The following is a 16,088-nucleotide window of genomic DNA, read 5'->3' as shown; positions in this document are numbered from 1 at the left end:
GCGGTCTCGCCCGGCAAACCACGCATCATCGGGGGCTCACATGGCCATCTTCACACTCACGCAGGAAGATCTCGACGGACTGCTCCGCCTTGTGCGGGGCGAGAGCTTCGGCGAGAACCTCACGGGTATTCGCACACTCGACGGATGGGGCAACAATGTCGCGAATCCGGGCTATGGCAATACCGACAATTACTTCATCCGCCTGACCGACGCGCATTACGGCGCGCCGATCGCCTCGACCGTGCCCGGCGCGCCGCCCGTCAATCTCGGCGTCAATCCGATCTTCGACGGGCTCGATCCGCGTGCGATCAGTAACGTCATCGGTACGCACGAAAAGGATCTGCTGCGCGCCGAAAGCGGCAGCAATATCTTCTTCATGGCGTTCGGCCAGTATTTCGATCACGGGCTCGATTTCCTCGCCAAGGGCGGCAGCGGATCGATCGCGATCGGCGGGCCGGGCATCTCGATGGCGCCGGGTTCGAACAATCCCGCCGATCTCACGCGCGGCGCCGTCGTCGGCTGGGACGAGGACGGCAATCCGCTGCACCTCAACAAGACGTCGAACTTCATCGACCAGAACCAGGCCTATGGCTCGACCGCGCTGGTCGGCATCTTCCTGCGCGAGACCGATGGCTCGGGCGGGGTGGGCGCGCGTCTTTCGATGGGCGGGCCCGATCCGATGTCGCCGCAGTTCGATCTGCTGCCGACGCTGCGCGAGCTGATCCTCGATCACTGGAACAACGACACGCGCTTCGAGGACGGCGACTTCAGCACGACCTTCCGCACCTATTATGCGGGGCTGGTCGATGCCGGCGGCGTCATCAACGCCGCAATGGTGCCGGGGCTCGCCGCCGACTTCATGGGCTCGGGCCAAGCGCTGCTGCTCGACACCAATGCCTATATCAACCTGCTCGATCACGTCGTGGTGGGCGACGGGCGCGGCAACGAGAATGTCTCGCTCACCGCGATGCATACCATCTGGGCGCGCAACCATAATTTCCACGTCGAGAATCTCGCCGCGGCGGGATTCGGCGGCGATGCCGAGGATCTCTATCAGGCCGCCAAGATCATCAACGAGGGCGAATATCAGCGCGTCGTCTTCACCGACTTCGCCGACGTGCTGCTGGGCGGCATGCGCGGCACCGGCGATCATGGCTGGGCTGGCTACAATCCCGAGGCCGATGCCAGCATCTCGCACGAGTTCGCCGCCGCCGCCTATCGCTTCGGCCATTCGCAGATCGGCGATACGCTGCGCATCCTCAACAACGACGGCAGCACGCGCGACATCACGCTGTTCGACGCGTTCCTCAATCCCAGCAATGCGCCCGAGGTGTTCACGCTGCCGCTCGCGACGTTGCAGGCCTATGGCTACAATCCGCAGCCCGGCTATGCGCAGATCGGCGCCAATGCGGTGATCGGCGGCATCGTCCGTCAGGCCGCCGAGGAAGTCGACGTCAACGTCGTCGATGCAGTGCGCAACGATCTGGTCCGCCAGCCGGCCGATCTGTTCGCCTTCAACGTGGCGCGTGGGCGCGATGTGGGACTGGGCACGCTCAATCAGGTACGCGCCGCGCTCGACGCCTCGACCAATCCCTATGTCGCCGAAGCGGTGAGCCATGCCGGCGATCTATCGCCCTATCTGTCGTGGGAGGACTTTCAGGCACGCAACGGCCTGTCGGATACGCTGATCGCACAGTTCCGCGCCGCCTATCCCGATCTGGTGCTGTCGACGCCCGAGGCCATCGCCGCCTTCACCGCCGCCAACCCCGATATCGCGCTGGTGAACGGCAATACCGTCAAGGGAATCGATCGCGTCGATCTGTGGGTCGGCGGCATGGCGGAGGCACATATCAATGGCGGCGTCGTCGGCCAGACCTTCTGGGTCATCATCCACGAACAGCTCGACCGGCTGCAGGAAGGCGACCGCTTCTATTATTTCGACCGGATCGAGGATTTCCCCTTCTACGCCAATCTCGACGGGGCGGACGAGGGATTCGCCACCATCGTCGAACGCAACACAGGCCTCACCGATCTCGCCAGCGATATCTTCCAGGTGCCTTGGGGCACCAATACCGCGCCGCTGATTCGCGACGGCGTGGCCGATCGCAGCGTGGTCGAGACGGTGGCCTTCTCGTTCGCGGTGCCTACCAACGCCTTTCGTGAGGACAATACGGGCGACACGCTCGCCTGGTCGGCGCGCATGGCCAATGGCGATCCGCTGCCGGCCTGGCTTAGCTTCGATGCCGCGACGCGCACCTTCTCGGGCACGCCGCCGGCGGGCTTCGTCGGCGCGCTTACCGTGCAGGTCGCCGTCACCGATACGTTCAACGCGCGCACTAGTGACGATTTCGTCCTCAACGTGGCGAGCTACGTCAACCGGATCGACGGTACTGCCGCTGGCGAGCGCATCGACGGCACCGCGCGGCCCGACCAGATCTATGGCTTCGACGGTGACGACCGGCTGCGCGGTTTCGACGGCGACGACATGCTGCTGGGTGGCGGCGGCAATGACGAGGTCATCGGCGGCGCCGGCAACGACCAGCTGTTCGGCGGTGCCGGCAACGACCGCCTCGAAGGCGAGGCGGGCAACGACACGCTCTACAGCGGCCTGGGCAACGATGAGTCGCGCGGCGGGGCGGGCGACGACGTCATTCACGGGGTCGACGGCAATGACCGGCTTTTCGGAGACGGCGGCAACGACTGGCTCGATGGCGGCATCGGCATCGATACGCTGTCGGGCGGCGACGGCGACGATATCCTCATCGGCGGCGCAGGGGCCGATACGCTGACGGGCGGGGCGGGGGCCGACATCTTCCGCTACGCAGCCGGCGACGCGCCGCGCGCGGTTGGTACTACCGCGCGTGAGACGATCACCGATTTCAACGCGCTGCTCGACAAGCTCGACCTGTCGGCGATCGACGCCAATACGCTGGCGGCGGGCGACCAGGGCTTCACGATGATCGGCACGGCCGCCTTTTCGGGCGTGGCGGGGCAGCTGCGCTATGTGAGCGGCATCCTGATCGGCGACACCAACGGCGATCGCGTCGCCGATCTCGAGATACGGCTGCTCGGCACGCCGGCGCTCGACAGCAGCAACGTCATCCTGTGAGCCCCTATAGCGGAATGGGATTGTCGGCAGGCCCGCCGGCGTCGATGGCGCCCGTGTCCTCGATCATTCGGTAGGCAAGCACTGCCTGCGTGCGGTTGGTCACGCCCAATTTGCGGAAGATGCCCGAGAGGTGCGACTTGATCGTCGGTTCGGCGAGATCGAGCTCATAGGCGATCTGCTTGGTTGGCAGCCCGCGCGCGACGGCACGCAGCACGCGCAACTGCGCGGCCGACAACGCGCCCAGCCGTGCGATCATCGTCACTCCCGGGGCAGGGTCGGGGCTGGCGGGCTCGGCGAACCAGCGACCGCCGCCAAGCAGCGTCGCGATCGCAGCGATCATCGTGTCGACCGGCGTGGCCTTTGAGAGGAACCCGCGCGCGCCGATCGCCTGTACCGCGCGCATCGTGTCGGCGTCGTCGCGCGCGGTCACTACCGCAAAGGTGGTGTCGGGCTGGATCGCATGCACGAGTGCCGGGCCGGCAAGGCCCTGGGCGTCGGGCAGCATCAGGTCGAGCAAGACCAGCGCATAGGGCTGCTGGCGCAGGCAATGCTCGACTGCCGCGAGCGTTTCGACCACTTCGACCACGGCGTCGTGCGACGCCGCATGCGCCGCCATCACCAGCGTGGCGGCGCAGATCGGATGATCGTCGGCGACGAGCACATGCTTCAAGAGGGTCGACTCCCCGCGTTCGCGACCCGCGTTGTCGTTCCACTTTGGATATGATCGGCGAAAACCGCCAATTGTGCAATGCCGACGCGTGGCGCCTCAGTCGATCGCGGCGATTGCCTCGATCTCGACGAGGAAGTCGGGCAGCGCCAGCGCCTGCACGCCGATGAAGGTATTGGGCGCGGGCGTCGCATCGCCATAGAAAGCGCCGAACGCGCCGAGCACCGTGCCGAGCTTGTCGGGGCTGTGGTTCACCACATAGGTGCGCATCCGCACCACATCGGCGGGCGAGGCGCCGGCAGCCGCCAGCACCGCCTTGAGGTTGGCAAGCGCCTGCGCGGTCTGCGCGGCCAGATCGTCGCCGCCCACCACGTTGCACTCGGCGTCCCACGCCACTTGGCCCGCGCAGTGAATGGTACGTCCGCCCGCCTGCAGCGCGGCATGCGAGAAGCCGTAGCCGAGCGCGTCGTACATCTCGGGCGGGTTGAGCTTGGTATTTGCCATCGCGCTTCCTTTCAGTCGACGATCTCGAGCTGATGCCCGAAGGGATCGAGCACATAGACGTTCTTCTTGCCGGCGAGCGGCCCGGCATCGATATGGATGATCTCCATCGGCGTGCAGCCATGCGCCGCCAGATAGGCCACCGCCTTCTCGACATCGTCGACCTTGAGGCCAAGGTGATGGCCGCCGCGGTCGCAGTTGCGCGGCAGTGTCGTGCCGCGATCGTCGGGCTTGTCGTACTGCACGAGCTGGAAATTGAGATTGTCGGCGAGCTTCATCATCGCCAGCGTCAGCCGCGCGCCGGGCACGCCGACATGCGCGGCCATCCAGTCGCGCCCGTCGGGCATCGCCGGGATGTCTGCGGCATCGAGCGGCCCCATGCGGAACAATTCCTCGGCGCCGATGACGTCGCGATAGAAGGCGATCGCTGCCTCAAGATCGGGCACGGTCCACGATACATGGTCGACCGACAGGAAGCGCGGGGCGTCAGGGACGGTCATGCAGGCTCCTCGAATGGCAATGCGCGGCAGTCTGTCGCGCGGGGCGGGGCGGGGCAACGCGGCATCCCTGCAAAGATCGTTGCCGCCTGCGCAATCAATCGCCCGCAAGCATGCCGAGCGCGACGGGGCGGGCAGGGAAGCGCGCGGTGAAGCCGGGACCATCGGGCGCGCCTAGCAGCCGCAGCAGCGTCGGCTCGCAATTGCGGCCCTGGCAAAGCCCCATGCCGCAGCGCGATGCGAGCTTGACGGCGTTGGCCGATCCGCCTGCCAGTGCTGCTCGCGGCACCGCCTCGCAGCGGCAAACGATCGTGTCGGGCGCGATCGGGGGGAAGTGGTCGCGCGGATCGGCGATGCGGTCGAGCACCGCCGCAAAGGTGCGATGCTGCACATATGCTGCGCGGAACGGCGCAGCGCGGCGCTCGGCTTCACGCAGATCGAAAGCACGCATGGTTTGCGCGATACCGATGCCCGCGATCGCGCCCTCGCACGCGGCGGCGGGGGCGCCCTGAACGCCGGTCGTCTCGCCCGCAACCCACAGGCCGGGCACGCTGCTCGCCATCCAGTCGTCGGCGACGGTAGCGAACCCGCCCGCCGGCCCCGCCGCGCGCATCGTGGCACCCGCCATGCGCGGCAGCGCCGATTGCGGGACGAAGCCGTAGCACAGCGCCACCTGATCGCAGGCGATCGGCACGCCGTCGACGATCGCGCGCTCGACCCGCATCGCGCCCTCGATCGCACTGATCGCGCTGCCGAAGCGCACGGGCACGCGCGCACGACGCAGCGTCGCGAGCGCCGCCAGCGCATCGGCAAGATCGGCGCTGCGAGCGATTGCGGCGGCAGGCGACAGCCAGGTGGCGAAGCGCCGTAGCGGCTGCGCGAAGTGCACGCCCGCTACCGTCGCGCCGGCGCGCACGAGTTGCGCGGCGACGATCAGTTGCAGCGGATGCGTGCCGGCGAACAGCGTCGCGCCTTCGGGCAGCATCTGCTGGCTCTTGAGCATCGCCTGCACCGCGCCTGCCGGCTGCACGCCCGGCAGCGTCCAGCCGGGCATCGGCACCGCCAGATCGTGGCATCCCGCCGCGACGAGCACATGGCGCGCGTGCAGCCGCTCGACGCCCGAGCCGTCGGCAAGGGTCAGGCCCGCGCCATCTTCGTTCATCGAAAGGCCGATCACGCTTGTGCCGCCGCGCCAGGTGACGGCATTGCAATCCTCGAACGCCGCAAGCTGCGCCTTGAGCGCGCGATAGCTCCGGCCCGCAAGCCAGTCGCGCACCGCAACGGCCGATGGCGGCTGGCGCAGGATTTGCCCGCCGGCGCGCGGCTGCTCGTCGATCACCGTGGCGGCGATGCCGGCGGCGGCAAGCTGCAATGCCGCGGCCTGACCCGCCGGCCCGCCGCCGACGATCGCCACGTCCACCGTTGCGCGCTCAGCCATGCGTTGTCACCGACAGGCCCTCGGCAACCGGCGTCAGGCATGCGCGCACGCGCATTCCGCTCGCCGCCGTCACCATGCACTCGCCGCAACTGCCCATGTTGCACCAGCCCGCGATCGGCATATCCGCCGCGCGAGCCGCCGCCAGCACGGTCTCGCCCTTGAACGCCGTGACGCTCGCACCGTCGATGGTGAAGGCAACGCGCTGCCCTCTCGTCACGCCGGCCTCGACGCGCCTCATGCGGCACCCATGAAGCTGTTGAGATGATCGAAGCGCGCCGGGCCGAACAGGTCGAGCTCGCGCACGCGCTCGCCGCCCATCGCGTTCGCGATCAGCCGCGCAAAAGTGAGGCCGAGCGTGAACGCCGATCCGCCGCCCGCCACCCACAGACCCGGCAGGCGCGGCACCGGCCCCACGATCGGCAACTGGTCGGCAGTGATCGCGGTGGTCCCTGTCCAGGTGCGGATGAGGTTCAGCCGCGCGAGCATCGGCACCACGTCGATCGCCGCGCGCAGATTGCCGGCCAGCGACGTCTCGCTCAGCGCGGGGCGGCGGGCAAGATCGAAGCCGCCGTCGCTGCGCACCGCCATGCGCGCGGGCCAACCGCCGCCGATCAGCACGTTGCCGGCATGCGCCTGCTTGAGCGAAAGCCTGCGCCCGACATGCTGGATAAGGTGAGGTATCGCCGGCGCGATGCGCTCGGTCGCGTTCATCTGCAATGCCACGGGCACCATCGGCAGGTGGATGTTCGCCATCGCCGCGACGCTCGCGCTCCACGCGCCCGCGGCGATCAGCAACTGGGCCGCGGTCACGCCGCCCGCGGCAGTACGCAGCACGAATCTGCCGGGGGCGGGCGTCTTGATCGCCTCGACGCGGCAGCCCTCGCGGATCGCAGCACCCGCGGCCCGTGCCGCAGCCGCAAGCGCCGGCGTCAGCGCACGCGGATCGGCATGGCCTTCATCGGTCAGGTGGCAGGCCGCGATCACGCTCTTGGCGAGATAGGGTGCCAGCGCGCGCGCCGCGTCACCGTCGATAAGTCGCACCGCCAGCCCCGCCGCCGCCTCGCGCGCGGCCTTGGCTTCGAGCAGCGCGACCTCCTCGCGCGTCTCGGCGACCATCAGCCCGCCCGCCATCGACACGTGCAGGTCGGCGCCGAGCTCACACTCGATCGCGCGCCAGTCGGCAACCGCGAGCACGTTGAGCGTCGCGATCCGTGCCGCCTGCTCGGCCAGCGCCTCGCCCTGTTCGAGGAAGCGGCGCTCGAGCTGGAAATGCAGCGATCCGGCATTCTGCCCCGATGCGCCGGCATTATGCTCGCCGGCTTCGAGCAGCACCACGCGCGCGCCGCGCTGCGCCAGCCGCCACGCCGCGGCACAGCCGATCAGCCCCCCACCGATGATCGCGACGTCGGCGCGCTCCATGCGCGCTAGATGCGGCCTAGCGCAGCGAGAGTCTCGCGGATTCGTTCACGGTCGTCCGCGCCCACGTCGCGCAGTGGCGCGCGGACATGGCCGCCCGGCAGTCCCTGCACGTCGAGCGCCGCCTTGAGGATCGCCGGGCCCGAGCCGAAGCGGCCGACCAGATCGACGGTGTACCACGCATCGAGGATCGCGCGGTCTTGGCTGCCGCAGATGCGCGCCTTCTCGATGCGGCCCGCCCACAGATGATTGTAGAAATCGGGCTGCGTGCGTCCCAGCACGCCGCCCGCGCCCATCGTGCCGTCGCCGCCGCGCGCCTCGAGCAGAGCGAGGCCATATTCGTCCATCGTGTGGCCGAACACGCGCACCCGCTCGCTCAGCGCGAAATAGGTGGTGACGAAGCGCCTGAGGTCCGATGTCGACTGCTTGATCGCGACGACCTTCTCGAGATCGGCCAGACGTTCGAGCAGGTCGAGCGGCATGTCGACGCCGGTGCCCGGCGGCCAGTTGTAGACGCAGATCGGCAGCGGCTGGCCGGCAGAGATATCGGCGTAGAAGCCGTAAATCTCGTCGGGCGATGGCCTAAAATAGGGCGGCGGCGTCACGAGGATGCCGTCGAAGCCGTGCGTCGCGGCAGCCTCGGCGAAGGCGATCGCCTCGCGCGCGGTAAAGGCGCTGCACCCCGCGATCAGCGGCAGCTTGCCTGTCAGCTGCGCTCCGGTCGCCGCGAACAGCGCCACGCGCTCGTCGGGCGTCATGCTCGGCCATTCGCCGGTGGTGCCGGCAATCACCAGCCCGTGCATCCCCTCGCCGTGCAGCCATTCGAGCAACCGGCCGAGCGCCTGGTGGTCGAGCGCGCCGTCGCGCGCGAAAGGGGTGGTGATGGCCGGCAGATATCCGCGCCAGTCCACGCGCGATCGCTTGGTCGTCAACTCATACCCCCGGTCCCGGCCGTTCCCGTCAGCCTGTTCGTGCCGCTGCTTAGCAGCGCCGCGCCATGGTGCGATAGCAGTCGCGACAACGAAAGCCGTATGTGATTGCGTATCGCGCAACATATGACAGGATGGCCATACGCGGTGCCGAGGGGAGGGAGAATCGTACGATGTGGGACAATGCGCTCCACTATTTCTACGAAGCGGCGACATTGGGGTCGATGCGGCTGGCGAGCGACAAGATCGGCGTCGCCACCTCGTCGATCAGCCGCCAGATCGCGCAGCTTGAGCAGGATATGGGCGTTGCGCTCATCGAACGCGGTCGCCGCTCGATCCGCCTCACCGAAGCCGGCCGTCTCGCCTTCGAGTTTCACCGCAACCAGCTCGCCGATCGCGAGACGCTGCTCAACCAGTTGCAGGAGCTGCGCGAGGTCAAGACCGGCCGCGTCGACCTGGCGATCGGCGAGGGGTTCTTCGGCCCCCCGCTGATCGAGACGATCGACGGGTTCCAGCGCCGCAACCCCGGCATCGCGATCGCCGTCGCGAGTTCGTCGAGCGCCGAGATCGTGCGCATGGTGCTCGATGACGAGGCGCATGTCGGCATGATCCTCAACACCACCACCGAGCCCAAGATCCGCACGCGCGCCGTCGTCGAGCAGCCGCTGATGGTGCTGTGCTCGCCGCGCCACGCGCTCGCGGCGCGCGAGGCGGTCACGATCGCCGAGCTTCAGGACACCGATCTGTGCCTGCCGCCGCGCGGCTTCAGCATCATAGCGGCGCTCGCCGAGGCGCAGAAGCGCGCGCATGTGTGGCTCGAGCCGATGCTGGTGACCACCTCGATCCAGATGATGCGCGAGATCGCCAAGGCCGGCCGCGCGGTCACGGTGCTCCCGCGCATCTCGGCACTCGCCGAACTCGATCAGGGCACGCTCGTCGCGCGCCCGCTGCTCGACGATGCGATCGAGCATACCACGGTCAGCCTCATCCACCGCCTGGGCCGCCAGCTCGAAGGCGCCCCCGCGCGCCTGCTCGCGATCCTCGAGGCCAAGCTCAAGAGCTGGAGCTAGGGTCAGGACCCTAGGCGGCAGCGGGCCGGCGCGTCGGAACGATCAGGCACACCGCCGCCGCCACAGCGGCGTTGACCGCCATCGCGATCAGCCCGTGCTCCCAATGCGGCAGCAGCGCGTTCCACAGCGCCGTGGCCTGCGGCAGCGTCAGGGCGGCATAGCCCGCGACGATGCCTGCGAACACGCCTGCGGCATGCGCGCGCGGCCAAAGGAACGCGAAATACACGCCCGGTGCCAGCATCCCGATCGCCGCATAGGCCGAAAGTCCGATCTCGACGAGCGAGCGCGACCCCCCCAGCGTCAGCCACACCGCGATGCCTGCGAACACCAGCATCGCCGCGCGCGACAGTGCCAGCAGGGCGCGGTCGCTCGTCCCCGGCCGGAGCGGCAGCACCACGTTGCGGCTGAAGATCGACCCCGCGGTCAGCAGCAGCACCGATCCCGGCACCAGCGCCAGCAGGCACGCGGTGCCCGCGAACACGCCCACCGCCCATGCCGGATAGCGATCGGCGACGAACTGCAGCAGCACTGCATTGGTATCGCCGCCTTCGGGTTGCGTGCCCGCCAGTAGCGCCGCGAAGCCCAGCAGGATGATGAAGAAATAGCTCAGCGAGTAGATGGGCTGCCAGATGGCGTTGCGGCGGATGGTGTTCTCGCTGCCCGCCGAGAAGCATAGCTGGAACAGATGCGGCAATATCCAGTTGCCGAGCGCCACGTTGAGGGCCGAGGTCATCAGCCACACGCTCGACAGGCCGGCCTCGGGTTGCAGTCCCGGAAAGCGGCCGATGCCGGGGAAGCTGTCCTGCGCCAGCCGGTACACGTCGAGCATCGACGCCGCGCCCACCTTGCTAGCTACCGTCACGCACAGCCCGGCGACGACGAGCAGCATCAGGACGTCCTTCACCCCCGCGGCGAATGCCGCCGATCGCAGCCCCGCGAACACCACGAAGGCGAGCATCACTGCCGCCGCGATCAGCGCCGAGGCGAGTGGTGAGACTTCCGGCCCCAGCGTCATCCGCACGATCAGGCTCAATGCCACGATCTGGATCTGCACATAGACGATCAGTGCGACGATGCCCGCCACGCCCACCACTACGCCCAGCCAGGTCGCGCGATAATGCTGCGCGAAGAAATCGGCCTGTGTCACAAGATTGTGGCGCCGCCCGGCATCCCAGATGCGCGGCATCAGCCAGTAACCGATCGCCGCCGACAGGCTCACGCTGGTGAACGCCAGATAGGCCGGCGCGCCATAGGCCCATGCGAAACCCGAGATTCCGAGTACCGCGAACGTCGTGTAGATCTCGCCGGCGTTGAGGAACCAGAAGATCAGCACGCCGAAGCGCCGGCCACCCACTGCCCATTCGGCCATGCTGTGCCGCGCGGCGCGCTGGCGCAGCGATGCGGCGAGCGCTCCCGCCATCGTGCCGAGCACGATCGCGAGCGTGATGACCAGGATCATGCCTCGCCGTCCGCGGGCGCGAACTCGGGGTGGCGCTTGTCGATCGCGAAGACGATGGCGATGATCGCGGTGGTGAACAGGATGCCCGCCATCTGCCACACCATCGGGAAGGGCAGCGAAAAGGGCCGCCACGCCACGTCGTTGACCAACGGCACGCACGCCACCTGCCACACGAAGGGCAGCAGCAGCAGCCAGCGATGCCGGCGCGATCGCGGCGCCGGCGCGGTCGCCTCGCTCACGCGGCGCGCCCGCCGCCGGCATCGATCCAGCGGCGGATCTTGGCGTCGAGCACGTCCATCGGCAGCGCGCCGGTCGAGAGCGCCTGCTCGTGATAGTCGCGCACGTCGAACCGGCTGCCTAGCTTCGCCTGCGCCGCCTCGCGCAGTTCGCGGAACTTGAGCTCGCCGATCTTGTACGCGCACGCCTGCCCCGGATAGGCGATGTAGCGATCGATCTCGACTGCCACGTCGCGCGGCGCCATCGAGGTATTGGCGAGCATGTAATCGATCGCCTTCTGGCGTTCCCACCCCTTGGCGTGGATGCCGGTATCGACCACCAGCCGCACCGCGCGCAGCATCTCCATGTCGAGATGGCCGAACAGCTGCATCGGGTCGGTGAACATGCCGAGCTCCGGCCCGAGCGATTCGGCATACAGCCCCCAGCCTTCGGAATAGGCGGTGGCCGAACCGTAGCGCAGGATCGGCGGCAGGCTCTCGTCCTCGCGCACCATCGTGATCTGGAAATGATGGCCGGGAATGCCCTCGTGCAGCGTCAGCGTCTCGAGCGTGGGGATGGGCCGCGTGTTGAGCATCGACATGTTGAAGAACAGGATGCCGGGCGACACGCCGTCGGGCGGGCCGGCGCGGTAATAGCCGGTACCGCGCTGGTCGCCGAGCGCGGGCAGGGGGCGCACCTCGAACGGTGCCTTGGGGCGGCTGTGGAACAGCTTGGGAATCGCCGGCCAGATCTTGGCCTCGATCGCCTCGAACCGCGCGATCAGGTCTTCCTGTTTGGTGTAGTAATATTTTGGGTCGGTGCGGACATGCTCGAAGAACGCCTTGAGATCGCCGTCGAAGCCGGTGGTCTCGCGCACCTGCTCCATCTGCGCGAGAATGCCCGCGACTTCCTTGAGCCCCAGCGCATGGATGTCGTCGGCGCTGCGGCGCGTGGTGGTGTGGCGCGCCAGTTCCCAGGCATAGAGCCGTGCGCCGTCCTTCATCGCGGCGCGGCCGGGCGTGGCGCTCGCCAGCGGCAGATAGGTCGTGCGCAGATAGTCGCCGAGCGTTCGATAGCCACCCAGCACAGGCCCACGCACCATCGCCTCGTACGCTGCGGTCAGCCGCGCTCGGTCGGCGGCGCCGACGGCATCGGGAAACTTGCGCACGCCCGCAAGGAAGGGGCTTTCGGCCAGCGGCACCGCCAGCATCGCGTCGGTCTGCTTGAGCACGTTCTCGGCGATGATGCGCGGCTGGACATAGCCGTCGGCCACGCCCTGCCGCAGCCGCGTGACGATCATCGCCAGATGCCCGGCGAAACCTTTAAGCCGGACGAGGTTGTCCTCGTAATCTTTCACGGTGGCGAAGGGCGCCGCGCCCGACGACATGAAGTCGGGAAATTCGACATGCATCCCGAACGAGGGGTTGAGCGGAGCCTTGCGCTGCACCGCGAACAGCCCGCTGTCGAACAGCTCCAGCTGCTGCGCGGTCTTGTAGGCGAACACGTCATAGGCGATCGCATCGGTCGCCGTCAGCGCATCGCGCGGGATCGCCGCCAGCGCGCGCGCATCGGCGCGCTTGTTGGCTTCGAGCCGCGCGGCATAACCGTCGGACAGCGGGTTGACGAACAGCGGCGCGCCCGGCGCCGTATCGCCGCCCTTGCGTAGGTCGCCGATCGGATCGAGCGCGAGGTCGGCCGCCTCGCTCGCCGCGAGCAGCTGGCGCAGCCGCGCGGCGGCATCCTGGCGTGCCAGCGCGGGGAGCGCATGGCCCAAGGCGAACAGCGCAGACGTGGCGAAAAGCGCGCGGCGGCTGATGCGATAGCGGTCGGTTTGCATTGCGTGTTCCCCATTCCCCGTCAGGCCAATCGTGTCGCCAGCCGCGCGGAATGCAACCGTCGATCGCTGCCTGACGTTAATCCGCCCGCCCGCATCTATCGACATTGCGCCGCAGCCATCCTTGCTTTTCGTGATATGATATTCCGCAGCCGTTGCGTTTCAGGCAATGAAGTCGCAGTCGCTGCTGCATTGTTTTCGTTTGCCCATGCCGCAGTCTGTCGTCGCCAACGAACGGGGGAAGCGGCGATGCGCAGGCTCACACGATGGATGACGGGCGCGATGGCGGTGGCGATGCTCGCGCCTGCCGCGTCGAGCGCGCAGGAGGCGCGGCCGCGCGTCGTCGCGCTCACCGGCGGCAACGTCGTCGATATCGACACCGGCCGCACCACGCCTGACGCGACGGTGCTGATCGAGGGCGAGCGCATCGTCGCCGTCGGCCCCGCCGCCAGCGTGCCGGTGCCCGCGGGCGCCAAAATGGTGCCGATGGCGGGACGCTGGCTGGCGCCGGGGCTGATGAACATGCACGTCCATTTCGGCCTCAAGCTGCCCGGCGCGGCGGGGGCCGAGCTGGTCAACGAAACCGATGGCGCGCAGGCGCTGCGTATGGCCGACAATGCGCGCCGCAGCCTGCTCGCGGGCGTCACCACCGTGCGCCTCACTGCCGAGGATCGCGGCCTCGACTTCCAGCTTCGCCGCGCGATCAACGCAGGCCAGGCGGTGGGGCCGCGCATCGAGAGCGCGGGCGAGCTGATCGTGCCCACCGGCGGCCACGGGTCGCTCGAGGCCGATGGCCCGGCCGAGTTCTCGAAAGTGGTGCGCGAGCAGATCAAGCGCGGCGCGAGCTGGATCAAGATCGCGATCTCGGGCGGCATCTCCGACACGCACGGCGCGATCGGCGCCGCGCCGATGACCGATGCCGAACTGTCGACCGTGCTCGACGTCGCCAAGCGCAACGGCGTGAAGGTGACGGCGCACAACGGCTCGTCGGTTGCGGCGATGCAGGCGCTCAAGTTCGGCATCGACTGTTTCGAGCACGGCTATCACCTGAACGATCAGGTGCTCGCCGAGATGAAGAAGCAGGGCACCTGGCTCGTCCCCACCATCGTCGTCAGCCAGCCCGGCGCATACGAGTTCTACCGCAAGATCGGCTCGCCGCCCTGGTATCTCGATCGCGTGGCCTCGGTCGGCAAGGATCACTGGGCGGTGCTGCAAAAGGCCATTCGGCTGGGCGTCAACGTCGCGCTCGGCACCGATCAATTCCCCTATGAGCCCAACAGCGGCACCACCGCGACGGTGCACGAGGCCGAATTGTACGTGAAGGCCGGCATGACGCCGCTCGCCGCGTTGCAGGCCGCCACCATCCAGCCCGCGCGGATGCTGGGGCTCGACAAGCAAGTGGGCCGCATCGCGCCGGGCCAATATGCCGATATCGTCGCGCTCGACGCCGATCCGGTGCAGGATATCGGCGCGCTGCGCAGCCTCGATTTCGTGATGAAGGGCGGCATCGTCTATCGCGACGACGACAATCCCGCCGCGATCGACCGGATCGATCCGCAGACGGGCAAGGTCTCGTGAGCCGTCGCCGCTTCGCCGCCGCGACGATTGCGCTGCTGCTCGCCTCCGCGCCGGCGGCGGCGCAGGTCATTGCGCTCACCGGCGGGCACGTCGCCGATCTGGAAGGCAAGGCGCCGATCCGCGACGCCGTGGTGATCGTCGAGGGCGAGCGCATCAGGGCGATCGGCCCCGCCGCCACCACGCCGGTGCCCGAAGGCGCCACATTGGTGCCGCTGGCGGGCAAATGGCTGATCCCGGGCCTCATGAACATGCACGTCCATCTGGCGCTCAACCTGCCGGGCGCCTCTCGCATCCATGACGAGACGCCCGACTCGATGGCGCTTCGCACGCTCGACAATGCGCAGAAGTCGCTGATGGCCGGCATCACGACGATCCGGCTGACCGGCTCCGACGCCGGCGTCGACTTCACCGTCAAGCGCGCGATCGACAGCGGCATCTTCGACGGTCCGCGCATCCACACCGCTGGCGCGTCGATCGTGCCCACCGGCGGCCATGGCAAGCTCGAGGTCGATGGCCCGGCGGCCTTCTCGAAGGCAGTGCGCAGCCAGGTGAAGGCCGGCGCGACGTGGATCAAGATCGGCATCTCGGGCGGCATCTCCGATACGCATGGCGACATCGCCGCCTCGCCCTTCACCGATGACGAGCTGCGCACCGCGATCGAGGTCGCGCACCGCAACGGCGTCAAGGTGACGGGCCATACCGGGTCGCCCGATGCCTCGATGACCGCGATCGATGCGGGGATCGACTGTTTCGAGCATGGCTATTTCCTGACGCCACCGGTGCTCGAGAAGATGCGCGACAAAGGCGTGTGGTTCGTGCCGACGATCGTGGTGACGCAGCCCGGTGCGCGCGCCTTCTACCAGAAGATCGGCTCGCCGCCCTGGTATCTGGCGCGTGTCGAGTCGGTGGGGCGCCAGCACATCCAGTCGCTGCGCGACGCGATCCGCATCGGCGTGCCGATCGCGCTCGGCACCGATCAATATCCGTGGGAGCCGAACGACGGCACCAATGCAACGGTGCGCGAGGCGGAAATCTATGTCGACGCCGGCATGAGCCACGCACAGGCACTGCGCACCGCGACGATCGAGCCCGCGCGGATGCTCGGCGTCGATGGCGAGGTTGGCGTGCTCAAGCCCGGCTATTTCGCCGACATCGTCGCGGTCGATCGCGATCCCAGCCGCGACATCACCGCGCTGCGCACGATCGGCTTCGTGATGAAAGGCGGCAAGATCATCCGAAAGGATGATTGATGCGCGGGAGTTGCGCGTGGCGCAACGAAGGACGCTTTGTCATGTCGTTGCAACAACAATGTAACTGACGGACACTCGCCATCGACGCAAGCGGCACGACCGCTTCCGCAACGAGGTTCAGACG

The 16,088-nt window shown here is 68.1% G+C and carries 14 protein-coding genes; 4 read left to right on the top strand and 10 right to left on the bottom strand.

Annotated features, from left to right (window positions below):
• Window positions 1-40: 40 nt before the first annotated feature.
• On the top strand, window positions 41-3,109 hold the full coding sequence (locus FBR43_RS08245; protein ID WP_136942704.1) for a peroxidase family protein: 3,069 nt from the start codon (window positions 41-43) through the stop codon (window positions 3,107-3,109).
• Window positions 3,110-3,113: 4 nt separating this feature from the next.
• Here the strand turns inward: FBR43_RS08245 and FBR43_RS08240 are convergent, their stop codons facing one another.
• From FBR43_RS08240 to FBR43_RS08210, 7 genes are all read right to left on the bottom strand, one after another.
• The gene (locus tag FBR43_RS08240; protein WP_249276653.1) at window positions 3,114-3,770 is read right to left on the bottom strand and encodes a response regulator transcription factor; all 657 of its coding nucleotides are present in this window, start codon (window positions 3,768-3,770) and stop codon (window positions 3,114-3,116) included.
• A 105-nt stretch (window positions 3,771-3,875) separates the two neighbouring features.
• Entirely contained in the window at window positions 3,876-4,280 is a 405-nt protein-coding gene (locus FBR43_RS08235) for a RidA family protein (RefSeq protein WP_136942702.1), read from the bottom strand.
• Window positions 4,281-4,291: 11 nt separating this feature from the next.
• Entirely contained in the window at window positions 4,292-4,777 is a 486-nt protein-coding gene (locus FBR43_RS08230; protein ID WP_136942701.1) for a VOC family protein, read from the bottom strand.
• Between the two features lie 94 nt (window positions 4,778-4,871).
• A complete protein-coding gene (locus FBR43_RS08225) occupies window positions 4,872-6,212 on the bottom strand; it encodes an FAD/NAD(P)-dependent oxidoreductase (RefSeq protein ID WP_136942700.1) in 1,341 nt (446 codons plus the stop codon).
• Entirely contained in the window at window positions 6,205-6,450 is a 246-nt protein-coding gene (locus FBR43_RS08220; RefSeq protein WP_136942699.1) for a (2Fe-2S)-binding protein, read from the bottom strand. Before FBR43_RS08220 ends, FBR43_RS08225 begins: the two co-directional genes overlap by 8 nt.
• Complete coding sequence (locus FBR43_RS08215; protein WP_136942698.1) at window positions 6,447-7,631, bottom strand: NAD(P)/FAD-dependent oxidoreductase; 1,185 nt, start codon at window positions 7,629-7,631, stop codon at window positions 6,447-6,449. Before FBR43_RS08215 ends, FBR43_RS08220 begins: the two co-directional genes overlap by 4 nt.
• Before the next feature lie 5 nt (window positions 7,632-7,636).
• The gene (locus tag FBR43_RS08210) at window positions 7,637-8,539 is read right to left on the bottom strand and encodes a dihydrodipicolinate synthase family protein (protein WP_249276509.1); all 903 of its coding nucleotides are present in this window, start codon (window positions 8,537-8,539) and stop codon (window positions 7,637-7,639) included.
• 152 nt (window positions 8,540-8,691) lie between these two features.
• On the opposite strand from FBR43_RS08210, the gene FBR43_RS08205 reads away from it, so the two are divergent.
• On the top strand, window positions 8,692-9,627 hold the full coding sequence (locus FBR43_RS08205) for a LysR family transcriptional regulator (RefSeq protein ID WP_249276508.1): 936 nt from the start codon (window positions 8,692-8,694) through the stop codon (window positions 9,625-9,627).
• A 10-nt stretch (window positions 9,628-9,637) separates the two neighbouring features.
• On the opposite strand, the gene FBR43_RS08200 is transcribed toward FBR43_RS08205, so the two are convergent.
• From FBR43_RS08200 to FBR43_RS08190, 3 genes are read right to left on the bottom strand one after another with little or no spacing between them, the layout of a single operon-like run.
• Window positions 9,638-11,086: a sodium:solute symporter family protein gene (locus FBR43_RS08200; protein WP_136942695.1), complete on the bottom strand. Its 1,449-nt coding sequence runs from the start codon at window positions 11,084-11,086 to the stop codon at window positions 9,638-9,640.
• A complete protein-coding gene (locus FBR43_RS08195; protein WP_136942694.1) occupies window positions 11,083-11,325 on the bottom strand; it encodes a DUF3311 domain-containing protein in 243 nt (80 codons plus the stop codon). The genes FBR43_RS08200 and FBR43_RS08195 overlap by 4 nt, the downstream gene beginning before the upstream one ends.
• On the bottom strand, window positions 11,322-13,139 hold the full coding sequence (locus tag FBR43_RS08190; protein WP_136942693.1) for a DUF885 domain-containing protein: 1,818 nt from the start codon (window positions 13,137-13,139) through the stop codon (window positions 11,322-11,324). The genes FBR43_RS08195 and FBR43_RS08190 overlap by 4 nt, the downstream gene beginning before the upstream one ends.
• Before the next feature lie 246 nt (window positions 13,140-13,385).
• Here FBR43_RS08190 and FBR43_RS08185 point away from each other — a divergent pair, with 246 nt between their 5' ends.
• Both FBR43_RS08185 and FBR43_RS08180 read left to right on the top strand, forming a co-directional pair.
• The gene (locus tag FBR43_RS08185; protein WP_136942692.1) at window positions 13,386-14,714 is read left to right on the top strand and encodes an amidohydrolase family protein; all 1,329 of its coding nucleotides are present in this window, start codon (window positions 13,386-13,388) and stop codon (window positions 14,712-14,714) included.
• Window positions 14,711-15,964 (top strand): amidohydrolase family protein, encoded by a 1,254-nt coding sequence (locus tag FBR43_RS08180; RefSeq protein ID WP_136942691.1) that lies wholly within the window; start codon window positions 14,711-14,713, stop codon window positions 15,962-15,964. Before FBR43_RS08185 ends, FBR43_RS08180 begins: the two co-directional genes overlap by 4 nt.
• Window positions 15,965-16,088 lie beyond the last annotated feature (124 nt).

Origin of the sequence: Sphingomonas baiyangensis (genome assembly GCF_005144715.1) — a bacterium.
Classification (GTDB): Bacteria; Pseudomonadota; Alphaproteobacteria; order Sphingomonadales; family Sphingomonadaceae; genus Sphingomonas; species Sphingomonas baiyangensis.
Note: the sequence above shows the minus strand (reverse complement) of the source record. Positions and strands in the feature narration are given on the sequence as shown.